Source organism: Thioclava sp. DLFJ4-1 (assembly GCF_002020145.1).
Classification (GTDB): Bacteria; Pseudomonadota; Alphaproteobacteria; order Rhodobacterales; family Rhodobacteraceae; genus Thioclava; species Thioclava sediminum.
Map to the genome: position 1 here is coordinate 400,622 of NZ_MPZT01000002.1, position 18,613 is coordinate 419,234.

18 protein-coding genes are annotated in these 18,613 nt (G+C 63.6%); 9 read left to right on the forward strand and 9 right to left on the reverse strand.

The features are described 5' to 3' along the window. Positions 1-28: 28 nt before the first annotated feature. Complete coding sequence (gene msrB, locus BMI85_RS07020; RefSeq protein WP_078600443.1) at positions 29-469, reverse strand: peptide-methionine (R)-S-oxide reductase MsrB; 441 nt, start codon at positions 467-469, stop codon at positions 29-31. 120 nt (positions 470-589) lie between these two features. Between msrB and BMI85_RS07025 the strand changes: the two genes are divergently transcribed. Together BMI85_RS07025 and BMI85_RS07030 are read left to right on the forward strand one after the other, a co-directional pair. After that, a complete protein-coding gene (locus BMI85_RS07025) occupies positions 590-2,212 on the forward strand; it encodes an acyl-CoA dehydrogenase family protein (RefSeq protein WP_078600445.1) in 1,623 nt (540 codons plus the stop codon). A 53-nt stretch (positions 2,213-2,265) separates the two neighbouring features. Continuing rightward, positions 2,266-2,754: a cupin domain-containing protein gene (locus BMI85_RS07030; protein WP_078548781.1), complete on the forward strand. Its 489-nt coding sequence runs from the start codon at positions 2,266-2,268 to the stop codon at positions 2,752-2,754. 16 nt (positions 2,755-2,770) lie between these two features. Here BMI85_RS07030 and ychF read toward each other — a convergent pair whose 3' ends face one another. After that, on the reverse strand, positions 2,771-3,868 hold the full coding sequence (gene ychF, locus BMI85_RS07035; protein ID WP_078600446.1) for a redox-regulated ATPase YchF: 1,098 nt from the start codon (positions 3,866-3,868) through the stop codon (positions 2,771-2,773). Between the two features lie 115 nt (positions 3,869-3,983). On the opposite strand from ychF, the gene BMI85_RS07040 reads away from it, so the two are divergent. Together BMI85_RS07040 and trpA are read left to right on the forward strand one after the other, a co-directional pair. Next, positions 3,984-4,400, forward strand: a complete 417-nt coding sequence (locus BMI85_RS07040) for a VOC family protein (protein ID WP_078600448.1) — start codon at positions 3,984-3,986, stop codon at positions 4,398-4,400. 106 nt (positions 4,401-4,506) lie between these two features. Continuing rightward, positions 4,507-5,298 carry a tryptophan synthase subunit alpha gene (trpA, locus tag BMI85_RS07045; RefSeq protein ID WP_078522591.1) on the forward strand — a complete coding sequence of 264 codons (792 nt, stop codon included), beginning with the start codon at positions 4,507-4,509 and terminating at the stop codon, positions 5,296-5,298. 26 nt (positions 5,299-5,324) lie between these two features. Here trpA and BMI85_RS07050 read toward each other — a convergent pair whose 3' ends face one another. Next, a complete protein-coding gene (locus BMI85_RS07050) occupies positions 5,325-6,119 on the reverse strand; it encodes an ABC transporter permease (RefSeq protein ID WP_078600450.1) in 795 nt (264 codons plus the stop codon). A gap of 220 nt (positions 6,120-6,339) precedes the next feature. Between BMI85_RS07050 and BMI85_RS07055 the strand changes: the two genes are divergently transcribed. After that, positions 6,340-6,942, forward strand: a complete 603-nt coding sequence (locus tag BMI85_RS07055) for a GcrA family cell cycle regulator (protein ID WP_078522589.1) — start codon at positions 6,340-6,342, stop codon at positions 6,940-6,942. A gap of 71 nt (positions 6,943-7,013) precedes the next feature. Here BMI85_RS07055 and BMI85_RS07060 read toward each other — a convergent pair whose 3' ends face one another. After that, a complete protein-coding gene (locus tag BMI85_RS07060; protein WP_078522588.1) occupies positions 7,014-8,279 on the reverse strand; it encodes an outer membrane protein transport protein in 1,266 nt (421 codons plus the stop codon). 235 nt (positions 8,280-8,514) lie between these two features. On the opposite strand from BMI85_RS07060, the gene rimO reads away from it, so the two are divergent. Together rimO and BMI85_RS07070 are read left to right on the forward strand one after the other, a co-directional pair. Next, positions 8,515-9,900: a 30S ribosomal protein S12 methylthiotransferase RimO gene (gene rimO, locus BMI85_RS07065; RefSeq protein WP_078522587.1), complete on the forward strand. Its 1,386-nt coding sequence runs from the start codon at positions 8,515-8,517 to the stop codon at positions 9,898-9,900. Beyond that, the gene (locus BMI85_RS07070; RefSeq protein ID WP_078600452.1) at positions 9,897-10,367 is read left to right on the forward strand and encodes a CAP domain-containing protein; all 471 of its coding nucleotides are present in this window, start codon (positions 9,897-9,899) and stop codon (positions 10,365-10,367) included. Before rimO ends, BMI85_RS07070 begins: the two co-directional genes overlap by 4 nt. Positions 10,368-10,370: 3 nt before the next feature. Here the strand turns inward: BMI85_RS07070 and BMI85_RS07075 are convergent, their stop codons facing one another. The 3 genes from BMI85_RS07075 to BMI85_RS07085 all read right to left on the reverse strand — a co-directional run bounded on the left by BMI85_RS07075 (position 10,371) and on the right by BMI85_RS07085 (position 12,404). Further along, on the reverse strand, positions 10,371-11,132 hold the full coding sequence (locus tag BMI85_RS07075; RefSeq protein ID WP_078600454.1) for an ion channel: 762 nt from the start codon (positions 11,130-11,132) through the stop codon (positions 10,371-10,373). A gap of 112 nt (positions 11,133-11,244) precedes the next feature. Further along, positions 11,245-11,796 (reverse strand): hypothetical protein, encoded by a 552-nt coding sequence (locus BMI85_RS07080; protein WP_078600456.1) that lies wholly within the window; start codon positions 11,794-11,796, stop codon positions 11,245-11,247. 275 nt (positions 11,797-12,071) lie between these two features. Next, complete coding sequence (locus tag BMI85_RS07085; RefSeq protein ID WP_078522583.1) at positions 12,072-12,404, reverse strand: hypothetical protein; 333 nt, start codon at positions 12,402-12,404, stop codon at positions 12,072-12,074. Between the two features lie 282 nt (positions 12,405-12,686). Between BMI85_RS07085 and ettA the strand changes: the two genes are divergently transcribed. After that, the gene (gene ettA / locus BMI85_RS07090) at positions 12,687-14,342 is read left to right on the forward strand and encodes an energy-dependent translational throttle protein EttA (protein WP_078569868.1); all 1,656 of its coding nucleotides are present in this window, start codon (positions 12,687-12,689) and stop codon (positions 14,340-14,342) included. A 192-nt stretch (positions 14,343-14,534) separates the two neighbouring features. Further along, complete coding sequence (locus tag BMI85_RS07095) at positions 14,535-15,344, forward strand: division plane positioning ATPase MipZ (protein WP_078522580.1); 810 nt, start codon at positions 14,535-14,537, stop codon at positions 15,342-15,344. Between the two features lie 370 nt (positions 15,345-15,714). Here the strand turns inward: BMI85_RS07095 and BMI85_RS07100 are convergent, their stop codons facing one another. Both BMI85_RS07100 and BMI85_RS07105 read right to left on the reverse strand, forming a co-directional pair. Continuing rightward, complete coding sequence (locus BMI85_RS07100) at positions 15,715-16,410, reverse strand: VPLPA-CTERM sorting domain-containing protein (protein ID WP_210402324.1); 696 nt, start codon at positions 16,408-16,410, stop codon at positions 15,715-15,717. 244 nt (positions 16,411-16,654) lie between these two features. Next, on the reverse strand, positions 16,655-18,544 hold the full coding sequence (locus tag BMI85_RS07105) for an acyl-CoA synthetase (RefSeq protein ID WP_078600460.1): 1,890 nt from the start codon (positions 18,542-18,544) through the stop codon (positions 16,655-16,657). Positions 18,545-18,613 lie beyond the last annotated feature (69 nt).

Genomic DNA, 18,613 nt, shown 5'->3' on the forward strand with positions numbered 1-18,613 from the left:
AAGGTAAAGGCCTCTGACCCGGTCGGGTTTACTCGACCCGGTCCATGTAGTCGCCGTAGCCCTCGGCCTCCATCTCCTCGTAAGGCACAAAGCGCAGCGAGGCGGAATTGATGCAATAGCGCAGACCGCCCTGATCGCGCGGCCCGTCGGGGAAGACATGGCCCAGATGGCTGTCGCCGTTTTTCGAGCGCACTTCGACGCGGGTCATGCCGTGGCTGGTGTCGGTAAGTTCCACGACATGATCGTCGATCAGCGGCTTGGTGAAGGACGGCCAGCCGCAGCCCGCATTGTATTTGGTCGAGGAGGCGAAAAGCGGCTCGCCCGAGACCACGTCGACATAGATGCCCTTGGCGGAGTGGTTGTCATATTCGCCGGTGAAGGGCCGCTCGGTGCCGTTTTGCTGGGTGACGCGATATTGCTCGGGGGTGAGCTTTGCGACCGCGTCGTCGGATTTTTGCCAGTTGCTCATGATGGGTCTCCCTTTCGCGCCTGATCTAGGCGGCGGCGGCCGCGAGAAAAGCCCTGCCGCCGCGTTTCACTCGCATGTTCTACGGCGCAAGCCTACCATCCGGATCAGGAGGAGCCGACCATGACCACACCCGATCCCCGCGCCGATCTGCCCACCCACCGCGTCGAGAACCAGCCGCCCGCGCGCGGCGACGTCGATCTGTTCGGGACGGATGCGCCCCTGCGCGAGGCCGTGGCGCGGGCGGGCGGTCAGGCGGAGGGGCTGTCAGATTATGGCCAGACGCTCGGCACCACAGAGATGCGCGAGGCGGGCCGCGACGCGAACCGATACCTGCCGGAGCTGCGGCTCTTCGATATGGGCGGGCGGCGGCTCGACGAGGTGCGCTTTCATCCTGCCTATCATCGTTTCATGGAGGCCGGGATCGGCGCGGGCTATGCCGCGCTGCCGTGGGAGGGCGCGAAGGGCGCTCATGCCACCCATGCCGCGATGGTCTATCTCGCAAGCCAGATCGAACCCGGCAGTTGCTGCCCGATGACGATGACCTATGCCGCCGTGCCCGCGCTCGAAGCCACGCCCGAGATCGCCGCACTCTGGCGTCCGAAACTCACCGCGCGCAGCTACGATCCGCGCGTGCTGCCGGTGGGCGAGAAGACCGGCGCGACGCTGGGGATGGCGATGACCGAGAAGCAGGGCGGCTCGGACGTGCGCGCGAACACCACGCGGGCCGAGCGCGCAGACGGGCATTGGCGGCTGACCGGGCATAAGTGGTTCTGCTCTGCGCCGATGTCGGACGGCTTCCTGACGCTGGCGCAGACCGAAAAGGGGCTCAGTTGCTTCCTCGTACCGCGCTGGCTGGAAGGCGAGCGCAACGCGATCCGCATCCAGCGGCTGAAGGACAAGCTGGGCAATCGCTCCAACGCGTCTTCCGAGATCGAATATGAGGGCGCGGTGGCCCATCTTCTGGGCGAGGAAGGCCGGGGCGTCGCGACGATCATCGAGATGGTGCACCACACCCGGCTCGACACCGCGCTCGCGCCTGCGGGGCTGATGCGCGCCGCGATTTCCGAGGCACATCACTGGGCGACGCATCGCGCTGCCTTCCAACGCCGCCTGATCGACCAGCCGCTGATGCGCGCGGTGCTGGCCGATCTGACGCTGGATTGGGAAGGCGCGCTGACCTTGGGGATGCGAGTGGCGCAGGCCTTCGACAGCACGCGCCCCGAGGATCGCGCCTTCGCCCGGATCGGCGTGGCGCTGGCGAAATATTACGGCAACAAGCGCTGCCCCGTCGTGACCTATGAGGCGATGGAGGTGCTGGGCGGCATCGGTTACGTCGAGGACACGCCGATGCCGATGCTCTATCGCGAAGCGCCATTGAACGGCATCTGGGAGGGCTCGGGCAATGTGATCTGTCTCGACATACTGCGCACGCTGGCGAAAGAACCACTGGCGGCGGAGATGCTGCGCGCGGAGCTGGACGCGGCGCGCGGCACCGATCCGCGCTACGACGCGGCGCTGGCCGATCACCTCGCCCGCTGGCCAGCGCTCCCACCCGAGGCCGAAGCGCGCTGGTTCGCGGAACGGCTGGCACTGCTCCTGACCGCGTCGCTGCTGATCCGAAATGCACCTGCGGCGGTGAGCGACGCCTTCGTCGCGACGCGGCTTGCGGGCGAGGCGGGCCGGACCACCGGGGCGATGGCGGGCAGCGATGTCTCTGCTATCCTGGGCCGGATCGCTGGCTGAGACTGCGGAAGCCTCCGGCGGGGATATTTGGATCAATGAGAAGGAGAGGCGCGATGAGCGAAGACCGGTATCTGATCCGGGCCGATGAGATCGCGGCAATGGAAGGGCTGGCGAAGAAGCATTTCCTCAACCCGAATGCGCGGCGGATCAACAAGAGCCTTGGCGACGCGACGGGGCTGACGGGGATCGGGGTGCATATCATCGAGGTGGAGCCCGGCTGCGAGACCACCGAGTTTCACCGCCACCACCATGAGGACGAGGCGATCTTTGTGCTGAGTGGCGAGGCGACCGCGCGGATCGGCGAAGAGCGTCACGCGATCGGGCCGGGCGATTTCATCGGCTACCGCGCGGGCGGCGCGGCCCATACGATCGAGAATACCGGATCGGAGCTGTTGCGGCTGCTCGTCATGGGCCAGCGCTTGGGCCATGACGTGGGCGACTACCCCGACCTCGGCAAACGGCTCTATCGCAATGCGGGAATGGCGTGGCAGATGGTGGAGGCCGACGCGATCACGGAGGTCACGGCGGGGGCGAAGAAGTAACGCCCCCAGCCGAGGTTCACGCGTTGAACAGGAAGTGGAGGACGTCGCCGTCTTTCACTTCGTAGGTCTTGCCCTCGACGCGGAACTTGCCCGCCTCTTTTGCGCCCGCTTCGCCCTTATTGGCGACGTAGTCGTCGTAGGAGACCGTCTCGGCGCGGATGAAGCCGCGTTCGAAATCGCCGTGGATGACGCCCGCTGCCGCCGGGGCCAGCGTGCCCTTGCGGATCGTCCAGGCGCGGGCCTCTTTCGGGCCGACGGTGAAATAGGTCTGCAGGCCGAGCAGGTCGTAACCCGCGCGGATCAGGCGGTCGAGACCGGCCTCTTCCAGACCCATCTCTTCAAGGAACATCTCGGCTTCCTCGGCGTCGAGCTGCGAGATTTCCTCTTCGATCTTGGCCGAGATTACCACGGTGCCCGCGCCCTGCTCGGCGGCCATCTTCGCCACGGCCTCGGATTTCGAGTTGCCGGTCGCGGCGGACCCTTCCTCGACATTGCAGACATAGAGAACCGGCTTGGCGGTCAGCAGCTGCAGCATGTTCCACGCTTTGCGGTCGTCCTCGGAGACTTCGACGGTGCGCGCGGGACGGCCAGCTTCCAGCGCCTCTTTCGCCTGTTCCAGAAGGCGCATTGCCTCTTTCGCTTCCTTGTCGCCGGATTTCACCTTGCGCGCGAGGTTCGCGATACGCTTCTCGAGGCTTTCGAGATCGGCGATCATCAGCTCGGTCTCGATGGTCTCGGCATCGGCCACCGGATCGACGCGCCCCTCCACATGGGTCACATCGCCGTCTTCAAAGCAGCGCAGCACATGGGCGATCGCATCGACTTCGCGGATATTGGCGAGGAACTGGTTGCCAAGGCCCTCCCCTTTCGAGGCGCCTTTCACGAGGCCTGCGATATCGACGAAGGTCATGCGGGTCGGGATGACCTCTTTCGAGCCGGCGATCTGGGCCAGCGTGTCGATCCGCTCATCGGGAACGGCAACTTCGCCGACATTCGGCTCGATCGTGCAGAAGGGGAAATTCGCCGCCTGCGCGGCCGCCGTTTTGGTCAGCGCGTTGAAGAGGGTGGATTTGCCCACATTCGGCAGACCCACGATACCCATCTTGAAACCCATTTCGCCCTCCTGTTTGTGGCTGCGCGCTTCTTATTCATTGGCCGCCCCCGGTGCAAGCGCGCGCGAGGGCCGGAATCGTGATAGGCTGGCCTTCTCGTTCAGGGAGGTGACCGCGATGAGTTTCGAACCCTACATCCACTTTCAAGGAAACTGCGAAGAGGCGATGCGCTTCTATGCCGAGCTCTTCGGCACCGAGCCGCCCTTCATCATGCGCTATGGCGATATGCCCGAGGCCAGCGAAGGCATGAGAGAGGCAGGCAAGGCGCGGATCATGCATGCGCTGATCAAGCTCGGCGATGGCGCGCTGATGGCCTCGGATTGGCCCGAGGGGCGCGACCGCCCGCAAAGTTCGGTTTCGATCTCGCATGTCTCGGACAGCCGGGAGGACGCGAAGGCGATCTTCGAACGGCTGATGGACGGGGCCGAGGAGGTGATGATGCCCTTCGACGACACGTTCTGGGCCGACGGGTTCGGGATGCTACGCGACCGTTTCGGCACGGCGTGGATGATCAACGGCCCGTCGAAGATGTAGGCGCGGGCCGTCTGGGACGTCGCCGCCGCGCGCGAGACCGCGCGCGAGGCATTGATTTTCCCGCCCTCTTCGCGCAAACCGCTTCGGGACCAGCCGGAGGGACGCCATGACTCGCATCGACGCCAAATTCGCCAGCCTCAAGGAAGAGGGCAAGAAAGCCTTCGTCTCCTACATCATGGCGGGCGACCCGGATCTGGAGACCTCGCTCGAGGTGATGAAAGGGCTGCCGGCGGCAGGCGTCGACATCATCGAGCTGGGCGTGCCCTTCACCGATCCGATGGCCGACGGTCCGACGATCCAGCTGGCGGGCCAGCGCGCGCTCGACGGTGGGCAGACGCTGCAGAAGACCCTCGATATGGCGGCGGAGTTCCGCAAGACCGACGACACCACGCCGATCGTGCTGATGGGCTATTACAACCCGATCTATTCGCGCGGCGTGGATCGCTTCCTCGAAGACGCGAAGGCGGCCGGGATCGACGGGCTGATCGTGGTCGATCTGCCGCCCGAGGAAGATGTCGAACTTTGCATCCCCGCGCAGGCCGCCGGGATCAACTTCATCCGCCTCGCGACTCCGACGACCGACGACAAGCGTCTGCCGAAGGTGCTGCAGAACACCTCGGGCTTCGTCTATTACGTCTCTGTGACGGGGATTACCGGCTCTCAGGCCGCGCAGGCGACCGAGGTCGGCCCGGAAGTCGCCCGGATCAAGGCGAAGACCGATCTGCCGGTGATCGTGGGCTTCGGCATCACGACGCCCGAAGCCGCGAAGACCATCGCGGGTGTGGCCGATGGCTGCGTCGTGGGCTCGGCCATCGTGAAAGAGATCGCCGAGGGCAAGCCGGTGGCGGAAGTGCTGGACTTCGTGAAGGGCCTCGCAGGCGGCGCGCATTCGGCCTGAACGGCCACGCGCCGCTTAAGCGCGGCTCACGGCTTCATGCGATAGCCGATGCGCAGCCAGTACCAGCCAAGCCCCAAAACCAAGACCAGCGCGGCGCAGATCACGGCCAACCCGTGCCACGGCGAGGCGTCGGACACGCCCAGGAAACCGAAGCGGGCCATGTCGATCAGGTAGAAAACCGGGTTGTAGTGGGTCAGAATCTGGAAGGCCGGCGGCAGCGCCTTGGCCGAGTAGAACGTCCCCGACAGGAACGACAGCGGCGTGATGATGAAGTTGGTGATCGCCGCCATCTGATCGAACTTGTCGGCAAACACCGCCGCCAGAATGCCCAGACCGCCAAGGAAGGCCGCGCCGAACACGACCGCCGCAATCGCCCAGAGCGGATGCGCGATCCCCTGCCCCAGCACGGCGAACAGCCCGAGCCAGATCACCACGGCCACGATCAGCGCCCGCGCCACCGCGCCGGTCAGATAACCCACGAGGATTTCCCACGGCGCAAGCGGCGGCATCAGCGTGTCGACGATATTGCCCTGCACCTTCGCGATCACGATCGAGCTAGATGTGTTGGCAAAGGCGTTCTGGATCACCGTCATCATCAGGATGCCCGGCGCGATGAAATGCAGGAAATCGACACCCAGAACGTCGGCGCGGTTGCGCCCGAAGGCCAGCGCGAAGACGGTCAGGAACAGACCGGCGGTGATCAGCGGCGCCAGCACCGTCTGCTGCCAGACCGCGAGAAAGCGGCGAATCTCGCGCCACCCCAGCATCCGCAGGCCCATCCAGTTCACCGCGCCAAAACGGCGCACACCGATCTCGTACATCCTGATACTCCCGTTGTTGCCCGCTCCCTACACGCTCGCGGCCCGCATCTCAACGTAGCCCGCGCACAGCTGGTTTCCCGCTTGCGCACTGCTCCGGACGTCCTCGCGGGCCTTGAAAAGCGGGCCTCGCGATTGTATCTCTGCGCTCTCCCGCTAAAATAGGGATTGAAACTGGAATGGCCTGCAAGACGGACTTGCAGGAAACCAAGGAAGGATGCCCATGTCCTGGACCGATGAACGCGTCGAATTGCTCAAGAAGATGTGGACCGAAGGCCAGTCGGCCAGCCAGATCGCGAAAGAGCTGGGCGGTGTGACGCGCAACGCGGTGATCGGCAAGGTGCATCGCCTCGGCCTGTCGAACCGCACCGGCGGCGCAGCAGAGCCCGCGAAACCCGAGCCGAAAGCCAAGCCCGAGAAGGTCGAGGCGAAGGCCGAGAAGCCCGCCGCGCAGCCCGCAGCCGAGGCGCCCGAGCCCAAGCCCGCCGCGAAACCGGCAAGCCCCGCGCCCGCACAGGCTGCAACGCCTGCGGTCTCGCCTGCGCGCAAGGCGATCATCCCCGCCGGTCAGCCGCTTCCGCCGCAGCCCTCCGCCAACGAGATCGACCCGGCCGCGCTGGCCAAGGTCGGTGAGGTCGAGAAACACGCCAAGAAGCTTGGCCTGATGGAACTGACCGAGCGCACCTGCAAATGGCCGATCGGCGACCCCGCGACCGAGGAATTCTGGTTCTGCGGCCTGCCGAGCCAATCCGGAAAACCCTATTGCGAGGCCCATGTCGGCGTCGCTTTCCAGCCGATGAGCTCGCGCCGCGACCGTCGCCGCTGAGGCAATCGCGATACGAATGACGAAGGGCGCCCCGCGAGGCGCCCTTTTTCTTTGGTCGGTTGGTCGGAGGGTCAGAACCGCCGGGTCCAGCCCACCGAGGCCGAGAACTGATGCATGTCCAATTCGACATCGCCGCCGAACATGCCCGGCCCTTTGACCTTATGCGGCGCAACGTAGTTGATTGCGAAGTCGAACGTGTCGCGCTCGTTGAGCTTCTTCGCCCCGCCGAAGCTGAAATGATGCTCGACCACACCGGGGGCGAGCACGCCCAGCATCACGTCCTCCTTGCCGATCGGGTTCGTCGCGTAGGCATAGCCCGCGCGCCACGTCATGTCCGGCGTCTGCTGCCATTCCGCGCCGATCCGAACGACATCCACATCGTCCCAACCGAAGCCCGCGCCGCCCTTGGCTCCGAAAAGTCCGTTGGTATTGGAATTCCCGACCGCAGCGATATTGCTGTAGAATATCCGCTGGTAATCGAGCATCAGCGCCAGATCGCTGCGCGGCTTGAATGTGACGCCCGCGCTGATCGAGGCGGGAATGTCGAAACTGCCGCCATCCTCGAAAAGCCCGGCATATTTGTCGAATTTCGTCATCTTGAAGCGGGTCTGCCCCGCGACGCCTACCGTGACCTGCGGCGAAATCTCGTATTTCAGACCGGCGCGCAGGCCGAACCCGGTGGAGATATCGTAGCCTCTGCCACTGAAATTGCTGGCATCCGTCGTCATCGGCCCGAACAACGCAGGGTTCAGGCCGCGCGCCGCGAACCGTTGTGCGGCGAAGGTCGGCGCGATGCCCCAGCTGAAGTTCCCGTCCTTGCGCCCGTAGCCGACCGAGACGAACATCTGCATCAGATCGACGCCCGCCTTCCCGTCGCAGAAAATCCCGGAATCGCCCGGCGCGGCCGCGCAGTTCGGGTTCGCGACATCGGGATAGCTCGTATTCATGCCGCCATTGCCATAGACCATGACGTTCAACGCGCCGCCGCCTTCCAGCGGGCGGTTATAGCCGAAATTCGGGATCGCGAACCATTCATGCCCCGAATCCGCCCCGCCATCGGGCAAGGGGAAGGCCCCGTTTGCGTCAAATCCCCGCCGCGGCGAGAACGCCTCGAGCCCGAAGGTCATCGCGTGGCCGATATCGGCGATATTCGCGGGGTTGATCGCCGCTGACATCGGGTCGACCGAATAGGCCACCCCTGCCCCGCCGACACCGCGCTGCGCGGGTCCGTAAGCAAGGGCGAAGTAGCCCTCGGTCGCGCTTGCGACACCTGGAACGCCCAACGCCAGGCACAGCGAAACCGCCCCCGCAAAACGGGGTAATTCAAACTTCTTCATTAGTTTCCTCCCTCTGAGCCGGTTTGTCGCGCAGGCAGGCTCTCCCTTCCCCCCTGCGCCTCGGCTGTGCCGTTCGAAAAACAGCTTCAAATATTCAACTTTAAATATACCTGATCTGGCAAGTGTTTTCTCGTTTGGCGCGAGTGGGGCCGAAATCCGCCTCTCATGCCACGGGAATACCCCCCGTCACGCGGGGGGCTTTTCGGAACGCTCTGCAAGGGCTATATCGCGCGCCATGAGCACAAACCCTCCGAACCTGCGTCCAGATCTCGCGCCCCGCGCGCGCATCACGGATGCCCCCCGCCCCGGTCAACCGCTGATCGGGATGGTCTCGCTTGGCTGCCCCAAGGCACTGGTCGACAGCGAACGCATCCTGACGCGGCTTCGCGCCGAGGGCTACGCGATCTCGCCCGATTACGCGGGCGCGGATGCGGTGATCGTGAATACCTGCGGGTTTCTCGACAGCGCCAAGGCGGAAAGCCTCGAGGCGATCGGCGAGGCGCTCAATGAAAACGGCCGGGTCATCGTGACCGGCTGTCTGGGCGCAGAGCCCGAATACATCACCGGCACGCACCCTTCCGTGCTCGCCGTGACCGGCCCGCATCAATACGAGCAGGTGCTGGACGCGGTCCATGCCGCCGTGCCGCCCGATCCCGATCCCTTCGTCGATCTTCTGCCCGCCGCCGGCGTGAAGCTGACGCCGCGCCATTACAGCTACCTGAAGATTTCCGAAGGCTGTAACCACAAGTGCAAGTTCTGCATCATCCCCGACATGCGCGGCCGCCTCGTCAGCCGCCCGGCCCATGCGATCGTGCGCGAGGCCGAGAAGCTCGTCAGCGCGGGCGTGCGTGAACTGCTGGTGATCAGCCAAGACACGTCCGCTTACGGCGTCGATATCAAACATGCCGAGGAGCGGGGCCACCGCGCGCACATCACCGATCTCGCCCGTGATCTGGGCTCGCTCGGCGCGTGGGTGCGGCTGCATTACGTCTACCCCTACCCGCATGTGCGCAACCTGATCCCGCTGATGGCGGAGGCTCAGGAAAACGGCGGCGGCGTGCTGCCCTATCTCGACATTCCGTTCCAGCACGCGCACCCCGATGTGCTCAAACGGATGGCGCGGCCCGCGGCCTCGGCCAAGACGCTCGACGAGATCGCGGCATGGCGCGCGGCTTGCCCGGATATCACGCTGCGCTCGACCTTCATCGTGGGCTATCCCGGCGAGACCGAGGACGAGTTCCAATATCTGCTCGACTGGATGGACGAGGCGCAGCTCGACCGCGTCGGCTGCTTCCAATATGAAAACGTCGAGGGCGCGCGCTCCAACACCCTGCCCGATCACGTGCCTGACGAGGTGAAACAGGATCGTTGGAACCGCTTCATGGAGAAGGCGCAGGCGATTTCCGAGGCGAAGCTGCAAGCCAAGGTCGGCTCGGTGCAACAGGTCATCGTCGATGCGGTCGATGCGGAAGGTGCCACCTGCCGCACCAAGGCAGACGCGCCCGAGATCGACGGCAACCTTTTCATCGATGAAGATTTCGAGAATCTCAGCCCCGGTGATATCGTGACGGTCGAGGTCGATGAGGCCTCGGAATACGATCTCTGGGGAAGGCTCGTTTGATCCGCACTCTCGCTCTGCTCGCATTGCTTCTCGGCCTGCAGCCCGTCGCGGCGCAGGCTGGCGAATGCGCCATCGATGCCGCTCAGGGTCGCGAAATTGCGCAGGCGACTTCGCAACAGCGGCAAGCTCAGGGGCTGAACGCGCTCGCGATGGATCCGCAATTGACGCAGGCCGCAGCAACGCAAGGCTGCGACATGGCCCGGCGCGGCTTCTTCGATCACAAGGGCTCGGACGGATCGACCCCGCTCAGGCGGGCGGCGAAGGCTGGCTTCCGCGCCTGCCTGATCGCCGAGAATGTCGCGATGGGCCAGCGCGATCCGGGCGAGGTGTTCGACGCCTGGATGCATTCGCCCGGCCATCGCCGCAACATCCTGCTGCGCGGCGTGACCCGGATCGGCGTGGCGGTCGTGCCCCAGCGCGACGGCAAGGGCCCGTGGTATGTGATGGTGCTCGCGAAGCCCTGCTGAAGTTCAGGTCAGCCCTTCGGTGTCGATGTGGATCACCTCGCCGCAATGTTTGCAGTGGATCGCATCGGCATCGTGCAGGCTCAGCCCGCAGGTCGGGCACTCATGGCGTACCTTCGTAGGCCGGAACAACACCTGCGCGAGCCGCAAGAACAGCGTGACGCCAAAGATCATGATGGCGACCGAGATCATCCGCCCCCATTCGCCCTTGGGCGTGATATCCCCGAACCCCGTCGTCGTCAGCGTGGTCACGGTGAAATAGAGCGCATCGGCATAGTTCGAAATCTGCGGATTGATCCGCACCTGCGTGGCATAGATCAGCCCCGTCATCACGAAGAGGAAGACGCCCAGATTGATGGCGGCGATGATGATTTCCTGATGATCGCGAAAGAATTTGAAGTCGTGACGCAGCCGCGCCATGAGTTGATAGGTATGCAGCAATCGCAACGTCCGCAGGATCCGCAGGAAGCCCAACCCCTCCCCTGCGATCGGCGCGAGGAACGACCCGATCGCGATGATGTCCGCCCATGTCGCCGCGCGGGTCCAGAAGCGGACCTTCTCGCCTGAGATCGCGTAGCGGGCGAGAAAATCCGCCACGATCACGACGCCGATCACCGCATCGATGACTTCGATCGTGACCGTGTGGGGGAAGAAGGAGGTGACGATGACGAAGAGGATCGTGGCAAGGTCGAAGGCCAGAAGCGCGTAGCGAAACGCATGGGCGCGGCGGGAATCCTCCTCGTAGTAATGGTGCAGCGTCTTGAGCATCGTCTCTCCCATCGTCTTCGCTCAGGGATACAGGCTTTGAACGCCCTGTCAAAGCGCATGAAAAAGGCGGCCCCGAAGGACCGCCCTTTTCGTTGAGGCAGCTCATATCAGCTCATTGCGCACTGGGCGCGAACAGCATCATCGCGGGTTGCGACGAGGCGCCTTGGGTCACGATGTAATTGGCGTCGCCGTAACGTCCACGCTGAACGTCATGCTGGATGCGCTGGAGCTGGGCCACGGTGTAGTCATCGGGGTTGAGCCCGAGCTGCTCGGCCATCTGGGTCTTGCCCGGTGTGGTCTCACCAAGGCCGGGACCGCCCAGCTGCCGGTCCGCATGGCTGCGGTAATAGGCGAGCTTGGCGACATCGCCATTGCGGGCCGCGTGCAACATCTTCTGCAACTCACCCACCGAATATTGCGTGGGATCGACATTGTTCAGACCGGCGAAGGTTTGCAGCTGCGCCGCAAGCTGGGTCTTGCCCTGATTGGTGGCGTTGACGACCATCGACGACGCTTGGGGTTGCGGCGTCATCGAAGGGGCGATGACACCCAGATCCGTACCATTGTCGGCCCCGACTTGGGTCGTGGCGGCCGAGGCGATCCCGGCGAAGCCAGCGGTCAGTGTGAGGGCAGCGATAGCAGTGGTCAGAAGATTGCGGGTCATGATGAAATCCTTTCATCAGCAGGTTGATTTCCAGCGGCACCCTGTGGCGCCGATGACCCCGACATATGAGCCCAATCATCGCACAAAAGGCCGTTTTGGCCCCGCCCCGTGTTCACTCAAACACATATACACAGGGAACTCTCATCCAGTCCGGATTCCGTGAAGTGACTGGAATACAAAAGGAAACCGTATTCCTCGAAAGAATCCGGCACGATGGCCGGATATAGAAACGGCCCCCTGAGGGGGCCGTTTTCGGTCAGAAGACTGTGTCGATCTTACGCGTCACGGCCCATCACGGGCTGCGGCGCCACGTCAACCGGCTGACGGTTGGTGTGGTTGATGACGTATTTCGCCTCTTCGCGGTTACCGTTGCGCAGCGCGTTCTGGATGCGGAACAGTTCAGCGGTGGTGTATTCAGCCGGGTTCAGGCCGAGTTGGGCTGCGATCTGCGCTTTGCCGGGGGTCACTTCACCAACAGCCGAGCCTTTGCTGGCCGAGGAGCTTTGCGACATCGACGGTGCGATGGAGCCGTAGCCGTCACCGCCGGCAGCGGCCAGCGAGGTGCTCAGGGCGAGGGCGAGGACCGAAGTCGTGATCAGCGTTTTCATTGTTACTCTCCTATACGAATACGCGTGTTGTGCTTCTCACCGAGAGCGAAGCGACAGGGGGAAGCGTCTGTGCTCTCGGCGATGAGAGGGATTTAGGACCGTTCGCATTCGCAGAAAACAATCCTTTTCACACACAGTTCTGCGCATTTGCGCACCTTGAAAAATGACAGTTAAACGACAGAAGCGGCAGGCTCGCCCGTAGGCCCCCGCCACGCCCCCTTTCCCTATGCCGGCTTTCCGCATAGAAGGCGCCCAAACCCCTTATTCCAAACGAGGTCGACCATGGCGTCCTATCAATATGTCTATCACATGGATGGTGTCTCGAAGACCTATCCGGGTGGCAAGAAATGCTTCGAAAACATCCGCCTGAATTTCCTTCCCGGCGTGAAGATCGGCGTCGTGGGCGTCAACGGCGCGGGTAAATCCACGCTGCTGCGCATCATGGCGGGAATCGACAAGGATTTCTCGGGCGAGGCCTGGGCCGCGAAAGGCGCGAAAGTCGGCTACCTCCCGCAGGAACCCGATCTCGACCCGGCGCTGAACGTGCGCGGCAACGTCATGGAAGGCGTGGCCGCCAAGAAGGCCAAGCTGGAGCGTTTCAACGAGCTGGCGATGAACTACTCGGACGAGACCGCCGAGGAGATGGCCCAGCTGCAGGACGAGATCGACTCGGAAAACCTCTGGGATCTGGACAGCCAGGTCGACGTCGCGATGGAAGCCCTGCGCTGCCCGCCCGACGAGGCCGATGTCGAAACCCTCTCGGGCGGTGAGCGCCGCCGGGTCGCGCTGTGCAAGCTGCTCTTGGAAGCGCCCGACATGCTGCTGCTCGACGAACCGACCAACCACCTCGACGCGGAAACCATCGCCTGGCTGCAAAAGCACCTGATCGAGTACAAGGGCACGATCCTCTGCGTCACGCACGACCGTTACTTCCTCGACGACATCACTTCGTGGATCCTCGAACTCGAGCGCGGCCGCGGCATCCCCTATGAGGGCAACTACTCCGCATGGCTGGAGCAGAAAGCCAAGCGCCTCGAGCAGGAAGCCCGCGAGGACAAGGCCAAGCAGAAGGTCCTCGAGAAGGAACTTCAGTGGATCCGGGCCGGAGCCAAGGCGCGTCAGGCGAAATCCAAAGCGCGTATCTCGGCCTATGAGAAGATGGCGGACCAGTCCGAGCGCGAGCGCGTCGGCAAGGCCCAGATCATCATCCCGAACGGCCCGCGTCTGGGCGGCAAGGTGATCGAGGTCGAGGGCATCTCGAAACATTACGGCGACAAGCAACTGATCGAGAACCTGTCCTTCTCGATCCCGCCGGGCGCCATCGTCGGCGTGATCGGTCCGAACGGTGCCGGTAAATCCACGCTGTTCCGCATGATCACCGGTCAGGACAAGCCGGACACCGGCGAGATCACCGTGGGCGACACGGTCAAGCTGGCCTATGTCGACCAGTCGCGCGACGCGCTGGATGCGAACAAGACCGTCTGGGAGGAAATCTCCGGCGGGGCCGAGTTGATCGAGCTGGGCGACGCGCAGGTCAACAGCCGTGCCTATTGCGGCGCGTTCAACTTCAAGGGCGGCGACCAGCAGAAGAAGGTGGGTCTCCTCTCGGGCGGTGAGCGCAACCGCGTCCACATGGCCAAGCTGCTGAAAGAAGGCGGCAACGTGCTGCTGCTCGACGAACCGACCAACGATCTGGACGTCGAAACCTTGCAGGCGCTGGAAGCCGCGATCGAAGACTTCGCCGGCAACGCGATCATCATCTCGCACGACCGCTTCTTCCTCGACCGCCTCTGCACCCACATCCTCGCCTTCGAGGGCGACGCCCATGTGGAATTCTTCGAGGGCAACTTCGAGGATTACGAGGAAGACAAGATCCGTCGTCTGGGGCCGGATGCGGTCGAGCCGAAGCGGGTGAAGTATAAGAAGTTCAGCCGGTAAGTTCCGACATACACTTCGAACGAAACGAAAGAGCGCAGAGCATATCCATGCTCTGCGCTCTTTCTCTGTTGCTTAAACGCAGTGTTTCTACGCCACGGCACCTCGCACCTTGCGCGCCACCTTCCCCAGTTCCCCATTGCCATCTATAGTGTCTGGTAAGGGACAAGACACAAGACAAAGCGGGGATGGGACTTGGCGCATATCATCGTGATGGGCAACGAAAAGGGTGGGTCGGGGAAGTCCACCACCTCGATGCATGTGGCGACCGCCTTGGCGCGGATGGGATGGAAAGTGGGGGCGCTCGATCTCGATCTGCGGCAGCGCAGTTTCGGGCGCTATGTCGAGAACCGGCTGGCCTATATGGACCGCGAGGGGCTCGACCTGCCCTGCCCCGATTATCGCGAACTGCCCGAGGTGGACGCCTCGACGCTGGGTCCGGGGGAGAACCCCTATGACCATCGTCTGTCGACCGCCGTGGCCGAGATGGAGCCGTCTTGCGACTTCATCCTGATCGACTGCCCCGGCTCGCATACGCGGCTGTCTCAGGTCGCACATTCGCTGGCCGATACGCTGGTCACGCCGCTCAATGACAGCTTCATCGATTTCGACCTGCTGGCACGGATCGACCCGGTGACGTCGAAGGTGATCGGCCCGTCGATCTATTCCGAGATGGTCTGGTCGGCGCGGCAGCTGCGCGCGAAGGCGGGGTTGAAGCCGATCGACTGGATCGTGCTGCGCAACCGCGTGGGCGCTCAGCAGATGCATAACAAGCGCAAGGTCGGCGCGGCGCTGGAGCAGCTCTCGAAGCGCATCGGTTTCCGCGTTTCGCCCGGCTTCTCCGAGCGGGTGATCTTCCGCGAGCTGTTCCCGCGTGGGCTGACGCTTCTGGACCTCAAGGACCTCGGCGTCGAGAGCCTCAACATCTCAAACGTGGCGGCCCGTCAGGAAGTGCGCGACCTGATGAAGGAGCTGGACCTGCCCGGCGTCGCGGTCGACTTCTGAGGCCTATCACACGGCGCGACAGGCCCCTTGAGACAAACAAACGCCCGCTGGGAATGACCCTCGGGCGTTTCGTACTGGTACGGGTGGTTGACTAAGGCGCGCGCTTTTACTGAGGCTTCGGCATCTCGGCGAAAGGCGATACGCGTCTGCGGCACGGTGCGGGCATCGAGCCGAGTTCTTTCATCCGCAGGTCAATCCGATCCTCGCGGCGCTTGAAGAGGCGAAAAAGGGCAGCCAGACAGCGCATTTCGTGTCTCCTTTGTATCGACGCCGTTTTGGCGTCACCCTTCGAGATTTCCGGCCAATTGAGGCGCTTACGTGGCGGGCTGAGGATATGTCAGTGGCGTTGTCGGGACGCTTTCACGGCCTCTTACGCCGCGACAGGACCGTCGCAGTTTGCGATATCCGCGCCATTACGGACCTTGCGCGACCAGCCAAGCGCCGCGAAAAGCCCCAGCCCCGCCAGCATCATCCAGACAGAAGCGGGAAGCGGCACCGTTGCGGGCGTCTCCACCATCATCGCAATGTCGTCGAGCGAGGCGTTCATATAGTAATAGCTCGTCTCGACATCGAACTGGATGCCCAGCGTCGACCCCACACCCGCCTGTAGATAGCTGGTCAGATCGTAGCTCAGCGGCGTCGCGCCCTGCACCGACGCGTCGCCCGGCTGGGTCGAGAAAATCTGCGAGATCACCGCGCCCGCGTCGTCGATCAGGCTCACGCGGAACTGCTGATTGGGATCGTCGAAGCCCAGCACGTAATGGTTCACGAGCTGATAGGTGAAGTTGAAACTGGCGCTGATCACCTGATCGGGCACCGTGAAGAACTGCGTCAGGGTCGAAATCCCATAGCCGGTCTGTTCGTTCATCACGTCGTAATTGCCAGAGATCGGATCCACGCGGCGTGTCGGCCCACGCGGATTGAACCGCCCATTATTGATCTGGAAGTCATCGGCAAGCGCGGTGCTGGTCGAATTCCAGCCCGTAAGGTCGCCGGTCTCGAAATCACCGTTGGTGATCAGATCAACTGTCACCGCCTGCGCGGCAGAGGCATAGAGGACGCTCACCACCACAAGGGCGAGACAGCGTTTCGCAAAACTGGCAATCGGTAACAACATGACACGCTCGATCTCGATGGCGTCGCCCCGTTCTTGATGCGGAGACGACTTCGTTACCTTTCATTAACCATCGGAATCGGGACGCACTGGGGCTCCACCGGGGCAATTTCACGATGGGCCGCCATGATGTTTCCACAATCGAAACGCCGCCCCGGAGGGCGGCGCGATTGTTGCTAGCGATGCGAGAGGGAGGTTACCGGGCCCAATCCCACGGCACGGTGAACTCGCCCAGCTTATGGGCCAGCGCGTCCTGATCGCAGTCTCCCGTGGTCGCCAGATGCGCCACCAGACCGCGCTTCTTGTCCTCGGTGACCGAGATGACATGCGCCTTGATGCCCGCCGCCTCCAGCTCGGCATTGAGCACCCGGATGATCGCCTTCTTGCGCAGGTCGGGCTTGAAGATCTTGCCCACCGCCGTCTTCGGCAACTCGTCCATCACCTCGAGATATTTCGGGACCGCGGCGCGCTCGTGGATATTGGCGCGCGCATGCTCCATCAGCTCTTCGTTGGTCACCTCGGCATCGGCCACCAGCTCGACATAGGCGCAGGGCAGCTCGCCCGCGAAGCTGTCGGGCTGACCGATCGCCCCCGCGAAGGCCACCGCCGGGTGGCTCAGCAGCGCGTCCTCGATCTCCGCCGGGTCGAGATTGTGCCCGCCCCGGATGATCAGGTCCTTCGCGCGTCCCGTGATCCAGAGATAGCCGTCCTCGTCGATACGGCCCAGATCGCCGGTGCGCAGGAAGCGCTCCTCGGCGAACAGGTCGTGGTTCTTGTCCGGCTCGGTATAGGTCGAGCCCTCGAAGACGCCCGGATTGGCGACGCAGATTTCGCCGACCTCGTCGCGCGCGCATTCGTCGAACGTGCCGTTGCGCTTCTTGAGAATGCGCACGTGGGTATAGGGCATCGGGATCCCAACCGACCCAACCTTTTTCATCCCGTCCACCGGATTGACCGACACGAGACAGGTCGCTTCGGTCAGGCCGTAGCCTTCCGCGATCTCGACCCCGGTCGCCGCCTTGAAGCGGTTGTAAAGCTCGATCGGCAGCGGCGCCGAGCCCGAGAGCGCGGTCCGCAGCGAAGAGATATCGGCATCGACCTTGCGCTGCACCATCGCCGAGACGGCGGTCGGCACGGTGATCAGGAAAGTCACCTGCCAGCGCTCGATCAGCTTCCAGAAATTGTCGAACACGCCCTCCCCGCGGTAGCCCGCAGGGGTCGGGAAGATGACATGCGCGCCGCTCGCGATGGCCGACATCAGGATCGGATAGGCCGCGAAGACGTGGAACAGCGGCAGCGGGCACATCATCACGTCGTCTTGCTTGAACAAGAGCCGCCCGCCGAGCCAGCCATTGTAGATCATGCCGGAATATTTGTGCTGCGCCACTTTCGGCATGCCGGTGGTGCCGCCGGTGTGGAAGTAGGCCGCGACGCGATCCTCGTTGGGATCGTCGAACATCAGCCGGTCGCCGGGCATCTTGCTCGCTTCGCCGTTGAAGCTCATCACCTTCGCGTTGTGCTTCACCTCGGTCTTGGGGCGAATGAAGGGCACGATCCAGCTTTTCGGCGGCGAGAGGTAGCGATTGAGGTCGACCTCCAGCACGGCCTCGACATTGGGCGCAAGGCGCACGGCTTCAGCCGCCTTCTGCGCCACGTCGGTCTTCGGGAACGCCTTCAGCGTCACCAGAACCTTCGCCTTGGTCTCACGCAGAATGGCGCCGATCTGCTCGGCATCCAGAAGCGGGTTGATCGGATTCACGATCCCGGCCGTCGCGCCCGCCAGAAGCACCGTCGCGGTCTCGAGCGAGTTCGGCAGCAGATAGGCCACCGTGTCGGTCGGCCCCACGCCCAGATGGCGCAGCAGGTTCGCGGCCTGCGTGACCTTGCCGTGCAGTTGCGACCAGTTCAGCGTCTCCGCCTTGTCGGTCGGGCCGGACATGATTTGGAATGACAGGGCCGGACGATCGCCATGGGCCTTGGCGGTCTCGCTCAGAAAGCCGTAAAGCGTTTCGGGGCGGTTGCGCGCCTCCCAAGGTTTCTCGGCCTCGACCGCATCACGGTCGGCAACTGTCGCGAATTTCTGCATTAGTCTCCTCCAGCGGCCGCCGCGTTCCTCCACTGACGGGCCATGCGCAGGATGCGGCAAAAGCGCCCG